Source organism: Allobosea sp. P1_A7, assembly GCF_056406775.1.
Map to the genome: position 1 here is coordinate 20,571 of NZ_JBFTZN010000061.1, position 8,280 is coordinate 28,850.

Sequence of the window (8,280 nt, forward strand, 5' to 3'; positions counted from 1 at the left end):
CAGGCCGCTGCCGCGATTGCAGACGTGTTGTCCGCGCGTTTCGCCCTGTGCACGCCGTGCTACAGGAGGCTGGTAGACACCATTCCAATGGCGGTGACGGCCATCACAGCGGTCGAAAGCCAACCAAAGAAGGTCAGTCCACGGCCGATCGTTTGTACGCCCATCACCCGTGGCTGGGTTGCCATCACCATCATCAGCACCATGATCGGAACGGCCACGATGCCGTTGATGACGGCGCTCCAGTAGAGCGCCTTGATCGGATTGATCGGCGTCAGATTCAACGCCACTCCGCAAAGGGTTGCCACCGCAATTGTGACGTAGAACGCCTTCGCATGCTTCGGCTTGCGATCGAGCCCCGTCGGCCAGCGCAGTGTTTCGCCGACGGCATAGGCTGCTGATCCGCCGAGAACGGGGACGGCCAACAGGCCGGTCCCAACAATGCCAAGCGCGAAAAGTCCTTCGGCAAAGACGCCAGCGACGGGTTTCAATGCTTCCGCCGCTTGCGAAGAGCTTTCAATGTCCGTCACGCCATTGGCATGCAGCGTGGCTGCGGCCGTGACCATGATTGCCAGCGCGATGACATTCGAAAATCCCATACCCACAAAAGTATCGAGCCGTATGCGCGCCTTGGCGTCATCGGCTTGCCGGGGCGCCTCCTTGAGCGGTTCGCGCTTCGGATTCGCCATGATATCCTCGACCTCCTGGGAGGCCTGCCAAAAGAACAGATAAGGGCTGATCGTCGTGCCCAGTATCGCGACGATTGCAGTCAAATAATCAGCCCTTAAAGATATGCTTGGAAGTATAAGACTCCGCCCCAATTCCAACCAATCGATCTTTACAAAAAACAGGGTTCCGACATAAGCGAAAAGGGCGATCGTCAGCCATTTCAACACACTGACATAACGTTTGTATTCCAGTAGAACCTGCATAAGGATGCAAGCAATGCCAAATATAATGACATAGACGAGCTGCGGACCAGCCACGAGCAGGCGCAAGGCATCTGCCATCGCACCGATGTCCGCTCCAATATTGATGATGTTTGCAACAAGAAGCAGGGTTACGCCGCCATAGACCAGCCAATCGGGATAATGCCGACGCAGATTTCCTGCGATCCCATGTCCTGTGGTGCGTCCCAGCCGGGCACTGATGATTTGAATGGCACTCATCAAAGGATAGGAAAAGACGAGCGTCCAGGTCGTCATATAGCCGAACTGCGCCCCGGTCTGGGAATAGGTCGCGATCCCGCTTGGATCGTCATCAGATGCGCCAGCGATCAGCCCGGGGCCCAGAACATGCAGGAGCCGCGGCTTGCTGGGCTCCACGACAGGCCTGCGAAATCCATGCGCGTCAGCCATTGTCGTCCGGCTCCTGCGGCCTTTCCTCCATAAGTGGCGAGATGCCGCGATGTTCCCAATAATCTGCCGGAGACTTACGCGACGATCGGATTGCAGCCAGAGATCGTTCCCGATCCGAGTTCATCCATGCGTGGATGACGCCGCCAAATGGTTCCCGGCGTGTCCGTCTAAGCTGAAGGCGCGTTGAACCGACAATCCGCGCCCCAGGGGCCAGATTCCCGACAAGCATTGTCGCGCCGAGGCGAGCGTTGCCCTGCTAGATCATCGGACCGGAGATCGTATCCAGTCCGATGATCTAACCCTTTGTCTTTGCATCGGCTTTGCCCCGAAAACCGCAATCCACTTTTCGGGCCGATGCTTTAGACCGGAACCTTGCTTGCATTCATGCGCGATCAATGACCGCGAGGGGCTCGACGAATGGCAGGCCTTGAGCCCTTGCCACGGGCTCGCAGGTGACCTGCCCGACGCATATGTTGAGACCTTGGCGCAAGTGCGGATCCTGCTTCAAAGCCTCGCGCCAGCCGTGATTGGCGATGGCCAGCACGAAGGGTAATGTCGCATTGTTGAGCGCGAAGGTGGAGGTGCGCGCGACTGCGCCAGGCATGTTGGCCACGCAGTAATGCACGACCCCATCGACGATATAGGTCGGGTCGGAGTGCGTGGTGGCCTTTGAGGTCGCGAAACAGCCGCCCTGATCGATGGCCACGTCCACGACGACGGCGCCCTTCTTCATGGTGCGGATCATATCGTGGCTGACCAGCTTGGGCGCCGACGCGCCAGGGATCAGCACCGCACCAATCACCAGGTCCGCTTGCCTGACGAGCTCTTCAATCGCCGCCTGCGTGGAAAAGACGGTGGTGATCGCATTGCCGAACTGGGTGGCCAGGCGCTTCAGCGGCTCCGCCGACCGGTCCACGACCGTCACCTGCGCTCCCATGCCAATGGCGATGGTCGCCGCATGCGTGCCCGACACGCCTCCGCCGAGAATCACGACGGACGCTGCCGGGACTCCCGGCACACCGCCCAGCAAGATGCCGCGTCCCCCTTGGGCCTTCTCCAGGGCATGTGCGCCGACCTGAGGTGCGAGTCTGCCCGCCACTTCGGACATCGGCGCCAGAAGCGGCAGGCTGCCGGAGGGTGAAGTGACTGTCTCGTAGGCGATACAGATCGCCTTGGATTGAATGAGATCGCGGGTCTGCGCAGGATCGGGAGCAAGGTGCAGATAGGTGAACAGGATCTGTCCGGGCCGCAGACGCTTTCGCTCCTGGGCCAGGGGTTCCTTGACCTTCACCACCATCTCGGCTTCTGCGAATATTATCTCCGGCCCGTCGACTATCTTGGCGCCGACCGCGACGTAGTCCTCATCGGTGATGCCGGCACCAAGACCTGCGCCCGACTGGACCATGACCTGGTGACCATGATGGACCAACTCCCGGACGGATGACGGGACGAGCCCGGTACGCGCTTCATTGTCCTTGATTTCGCAGGGCACGCCGACGAGCATGGAATTCTCCTCCCATGGAGCCAGGGCCTTTATGTTTGGCCCATAGTGCGCGTTTGATTGCGCGGCTGGCAGGATCATTCACCAGCCCGCGCTCGATCATTGCGTCAAATGAGCCCGCTGGCCAGTGCATGGCGATCTGGTCACCCCATCACGAAGTGCGTGAGCTGCGAACGACTTCGATCTCGATTTCTGTACAGCACTCGCCGTTTGTCGGATGGAAATCGACCGAACACGCCGTAACGACCAGGAGAAGATCGCACTCGGCTCGAACGACGACATACCCGCCAGGCGGGTTGATCGACGGGAGAACCTCAAGCCGACCGTCTGGTTGCGGAGGCGAGTTTTGGAACAGGTCGACCGGATCGGGTACGAAAGGTAGCGCAACGCCCTCTTCCTGAAGTGCCAAGAGCAGGTTGTCCCTGCAGTTTGGGTGATCGTGCAGCCCGGCCCGCTCGTAGAGTTCACGGTTGCAGGCAGGAAACAGCATGTCGTGCGGACCGGGGGACCCGTCCTCGACCAATGTCAGAAACGGAACGCCGCGGTCGCTGTAGAAGCTCTCTCCGACCTTGGGAAACAATCGCTCGTTGATGTCTCGGGTCTGGGCCGTGCTCAGCCAGTCGAGTCGGGGCGAGGTGACGAAGGCCCAGAGATCGGCGACCTGCTGCCCCTTCGGATCGACGATGCGGATGATATCGCCACCCGATACGCGTACTGACCGTCCGGATTGGGCGGGAACGACGATGGACAGGTCGCCTGGCTCACGCTTCACAGAACTCGACTGCATTCCAGATCCTCACATCCATTCCGGATCATCCTAAGGTGCCGGTGTTAATTGACGATCAGGATGGCTTGTTCATGGTTCGGGGCGCGCACGATAGCGCTTCAGCTGGACCTCACGCGCCCCCTGACGTCGCAGGTCTCGAAGTTTCGGAACAATCATTTCCCGCGCCTGTTCCTGTGATGTCTTTGCACGGAGTGCCGCCAGGACGTGCATCTTGCGTGCAAGCTCAGCCGCGAACGCGGAGTGTCACTTGGAAAAGCTCAAGGCGTATCGTCAGAAGCGCGATTTCGAGAAGACCAGGGAGCCTGACGGAGACGCTGCGGTTTCGAAATCGAACCGCCTGCGCTTCGTCATCCAGAAGCATGATGCGACCAGGCTTCATTATGATCTGCGCCTGGAACTGGACGGGGTCTTCAAGTCCTGGGCGGTGACCAAGGGCCCCTCGCTTGATCCTGGCGACAAGCGCCTCGCAGTCGAGGTGGAAGACCACCCCCTGCCCTATGGAGATTTCGAAGGGACCATACCCAAGGGGCAATATGGTGGGGGGACGGTTCTGCTCTGGGATCGCGGCTACTGGCAGCCGGAGGGCAAGATCAGCCCGGAGCGCCAACTGGAAAAGGGCGAACTCAAGTTCGTTCTGGACGGCGAGCGCCTCGAGGGCAGCTTTGTCCTCGTTCGGATGCGTCATGACCGGGATGGCGGCAAGCGCACCAACTGGCTGCTGATCAAGCACCGGGACGCGCATTCCGTGGATGGCGACGGTGATGCGGTCTTGAAGGCCGACACGTCCGTTGCCTCCGGCCGCAGCATGGACGCGATCGCGGCCGGCAAGGGGCGTTCGCCCAAGCCATTCCTCCTCGCGAAGGACGCCCTCGCCGCTGACGCCGAATGGGACAGCCGGAAGGGTCTGGCCGCGCAGCGCAGACGAAGCCCGGAACGATCCGGATCTCCCAAGAGATCTCGCCCGGCCCCCATGCCACCGTTCATCGCGCCGCAGCTATGCCGAAGTGTCGAGCGTCCCGCCAATGGTGGCGGGTGGGTGCATGAGATCAAGTTCGATGGCTATCGCATCCAGATGCGGGTCCAGGGCGGGACCGTCACGCTCAAGACGCGGAAGGGGCTCGATTGGACCTCCCGTTTTGAAACGATCGCCAAGGCGGGAGAGAGCCTGCCCGATGCCATCATCGWTGGCGAGATCGTCGCGCTCGACAAGCATGGCACGCCGGATTTTGCCGCCCTCCAGGCCGCCATTTCGGAGGGCAGGACGGAGGATCTGATCTTCTTCGCCTTCGACATGCTGTTCAGCGTTGGGGCCGATCTCCGCGAGCTGCCACTCCTGCAGCGCAAGGAGCGTCTGAAGGAGACTCTCGACGACCACGGCGACGGCGTCATCCTGCGCTATGTCGAACATTTCGAGACCGGCGGCGACGCCATCCTGAAATCGGCCTGCCAACTCTCCCTGGAAGGCATCGTCTCGAAGGCGGTCGATGCGCCCTATGTGTCAGGGCGCAGCAACAGCTGGACGAAGGCCAAATGCCGCGCCGGGCACGAGGTCGTGATCGGCGGATGGTCCACGACGGCCGGCAAATTCAAGTCGCTTCTGGTCGGCGTCAATCGAGGGTCGGATCTTGTCTATATCGGACGGGTGGGTACGGGCTACAGCGCCGCCAAGGTGCAGGCGCTGTTGCCAAAGCTGAAGGCGGCGGCCGCGACAGCCTCGCCCTTCAAAGGGGCCGGCTCTCCAAAGCGCGAGCCCGGGGTCACCTGGTTGAAGCCCGAACTTGTCGCGGAGATCGAGTTTGCCGGCTGGACCGGGGATGGCATGGCTCGTCAGGCCGCCTTCAAGGGCTTGCGCGAAGACAAGCCCGCAGATGAGGTGGAAACCGACCTCCCCGCCGATCCGAAAGGCACCGAGACGCCGCAGCCGAAACAGGTATCCTCGCGCCGTCGGGGCGAGAGGGCCACTGTCATGGGGGTCGGTATCAGCCACCCCGAGAAGATCTTGTGGCCGAATGCGGGGGATGACCGGCCTGTCTCCAAGCAGGAACTGGCCGAATATTTCGCGGCGGTCGGCGACTGGATGATGCCCCATATCAAGGGCCGGCCCTGTTCGCTTGTGCGCGCGCCCGATGGAATTACGGGCGAGATGTTCTTCCAGCGCCACGCCGGCATGGGAACCTCGAACCTGTTCGAACTCGTCCGGGTCTTTGGCGACAAGAAGCCCTATCTCCAGATCGATCGGATCGAGGCGTTGGCGGCGGCGGCCCAGATCGGCGGCATCGAGCTTCACCCGTGGAACTGCGCGCCCGGAGATCCGGAGACGCCGGGCCGCCTGGTCTTCGATCTCGATCCAGGGCCCGGCGTGACATTCGGTGAGGTGATCGAGGCCGCAAGCCAGATGCGCGAACGGCTGGATGCGCTTGGACTGGCCAGTTTCTGCAAGACCACAGGCGGCAAGGGACTGCATGTCGTCACGCCCTTGGCGGCTGGAAAGCGCAACAAGATCGAGTGGCCTGCGGCGAAAGATTTCGCTCGCCATATCTGCGCGGAACTCGCCGCCGAACAGCCCTCACGCTACGTGGTCAATATGGCCAAGCGTCTCAGAAATGGCCGCATCTTCCTCGACTATCTGCGAAATGACCGCATGGCGACGGCGGTCGCCCCCCTGTCGCCGCGGGCACGGCCGGGCGCTCAGGTCTCGATGCCGCTGACTTGGCCGCAGGTCAAAGCCGATCTCGACCCCAAGCGTTTTACCGTGCGGACCGTGCCGGGCCTGCTGAAGACGACCAAGGCTTGGGAAGGCTATGACGACGCGGCAGGCTCGCTCTCCGACGCGATCAAGAAGCTGGGCAGGCGCGCCACGGCTGCCTGACGGGTTGCCGAAAGCGGCGCCGGGGAACGATCAGCCACGCCACCGCGTTCACCGGGTGTGTCGGGAGATGTGACCATGGCGCCGCGGACGTTCTGGAAGGGCTATCTCAAGCTGTCCCTCGTGACCTGTCCAGTCGCGATGATGCCGGCCCGATCGGACAACGAGAAGGTCCGCTTCCATACGCTCAACCGCAAGACCGGAAACCGGATACGAAGTCGCTTCGTCGATGCGGTCACCGGCAAGCCCGTCAGCGACGAGGACGAGGTCAAGGGCTATCCAAGGGGCGATGACGACTATGTCATGTTGGAAGACGATGAACTCGACTCCGTGGCACTGGAGAGCACCCGAACCATCGACATCCAGACCTTCGCTCCAAGATCATCGGTCGGCTGGATCTGGTATGACACGCCTCATTACCTCGTGCCCGATGCAAAGGTCGGGGAAGAGGCATTCTCCGTCATCCGCGAAGCGATGAAGCGTACGAAGACGGTCGGAATCTCGCGGCTCGTCCTCTATCGGCGCGAACGGGCCGTGCTGCTGGACGCCCGCGATAACGGCATCGTCTTGTGGACCTTGCGCTATGGCGATGAGGTCCGGCCCGAGAAAGATTATTTCGCCGGGATCGGCGAGGCCGCACCGGACTCTGACCTGCGTCCCCTGATGGACAAGCTCATCGCGACCCGCACCAAGGACTGGTCGCCGGAGCTTGCCAAGGATCCGGTCCAGGAGGAGCTGCTTGGTGTCATCAAGGCCAAGGAGAAGGGCCGCAAACCGACGAGGACATCGCCGCGTCCGGCCTCGGAAGGCAATGTCGTCAACATCATGGACGCGCTCAAGCGCAGCCTGGAACCGCGGCGCAAATAATCAACTCGCCTTCTTGCGCGGGGCTTGCTTCGCCGCGGCGGGCTTTTCGCCGCCGCCAGCCTTGGCACTTTGACGCAATGCCTCCATCAGGCTGACGACCTTCGAGGGCTCGGGCCGCTTCTGTGGCTTGATCTTGCGGCCTTCGATCTTGGCCTGGACGAGTTCGGCCAGCGCGGCTTCATAGCGATCGTCGAACTGCTTGGGATCGAACCTGCCAGCCTTCGTCTTGATGATGTGCTCGGCCAGGTCGAGCATCTCACCGTCGATCTTGATGCCCGGGATCTCGCTGAAGGCGTCCTCGGCCGAGCGGACCTCGTAGTCGAAGTTCAACGTCGTCGCGACCAAGCCCTCGTCCTGAGGACGGATCAGGATCGATCGCATCCGGCGGAAGATGACCGTTCGGGCCAGCGCGGCCGACTTCTGGTCCTTCATTCCCTCGCGGATCAGCGCGAAGGCTTCGGACGCCACGGGTGAGGCAGGCGCGACATAGTAGGGCTTGTCGAAGAAGATCTCGTCGATCTCGTCGCACCGCAGGAACGTCTCGACCGTGAGGGTCTTGTCGCTTTCCGGGATCGCGGCGGCGATCTCTTCCGGTTCGAGCAGGACGTAATCGCCGTTGCCCTTGTCGTAGCCCTTGACCTGATCCTCGGTCTCGACCGGCTTGCCGGAGACCTCGTCGATGTACTGACGATGGACGCGGTTGCCGGTCTTGCGGTTCAAGGTGTGAAACGAGATCCGCTCGGCGGTCGAGGCTGCCGTGTAGAGCGAAACCGGGCAGCTCACCTCGGCGATCTTCAGAACGCCTTTCCAGACAGCGCGCGGCGCCATGACATTCCCCCATAGCATTTCAGCGGACGCGAGCGAGGAACGAGCGGGCGTCCATGATGGTTCCAGTTTGCACCGC

Annotated in this window: 6 protein-coding genes; 2 read left to right on the top strand and 4 right to left on the bottom strand. The window is 61.8% G+C overall.

Annotation, left to right across the window (positions count from 1 at the left end; genetic code table 11):
* Nucleotides 1–59: 59 nt before the first annotated feature.
* From AC1D34_RS13080 to AC1D34_RS13090, 3 genes are all read right to left on the bottom strand, one after another.
* Complete coding sequence (locus AC1D34_RS13080; protein WP_476824431.1) at nt 60–1,355, bottom strand: NRAMP family divalent metal transporter; 1,296 nt, start codon at nt 1,353–1,355, stop codon at nt 60–62.
* 382 nt (nt 1,356–1,737) lie between these two features.
* Nucleotides 1,738–2,859 carry an alanine dehydrogenase gene (gene ald, locus AC1D34_RS13085; RefSeq protein ID WP_441507753.1) on the bottom strand — a complete coding sequence of 374 codons (1,122 nt, stop codon included), beginning with the start codon at nt 2,857–2,859 and terminating at the stop codon, nt 1,738–1,740.
* A gap of 148 nt (nt 2,860–3,007) precedes the next feature.
* Complete coding sequence (locus tag AC1D34_RS13090; RefSeq protein WP_441491015.1) at nt 3,008–3,643, bottom strand: DUF1989 domain-containing protein; 636 nt, start codon at nt 3,641–3,643, stop codon at nt 3,008–3,010.
* A 247-nt stretch (nt 3,644–3,890) separates the two neighbouring features.
* On the opposite strand from AC1D34_RS13090, the gene ligD reads away from it, so the two are divergent.
* Nucleotides 3,891–6,512: a DNA ligase D gene (ligD, locus tag AC1D34_RS13095; RefSeq protein ID WP_476824432.1), complete on the top strand. Its 2,622-nt coding sequence runs from the start codon at nt 3,891–3,893 to the stop codon at nt 6,510–6,512.
* A gap of 75 nt (nt 6,513–6,587) precedes the next feature.
* Nucleotides 6,588–7,376, top strand: coding sequence for a non-homologous end joining protein Ku (gene ku / locus AC1D34_RS13100; protein WP_441491017.1), 789 nt, complete (start codon nt 6,588–6,590; stop codon nt 7,374–7,376).
* On the opposite strand, the gene ku (AC1D34_RS13105) is transcribed toward ku (AC1D34_RS13100), so the two are convergent.
* Complete coding sequence (gene ku / locus AC1D34_RS13105; protein WP_476776594.1) at nt 7,377–8,204, bottom strand: non-homologous end joining protein Ku; 828 nt, start codon at nt 8,202–8,204, stop codon at nt 7,377–7,379.
* Nucleotides 8,205–8,280 lie beyond the last annotated feature (76 nt).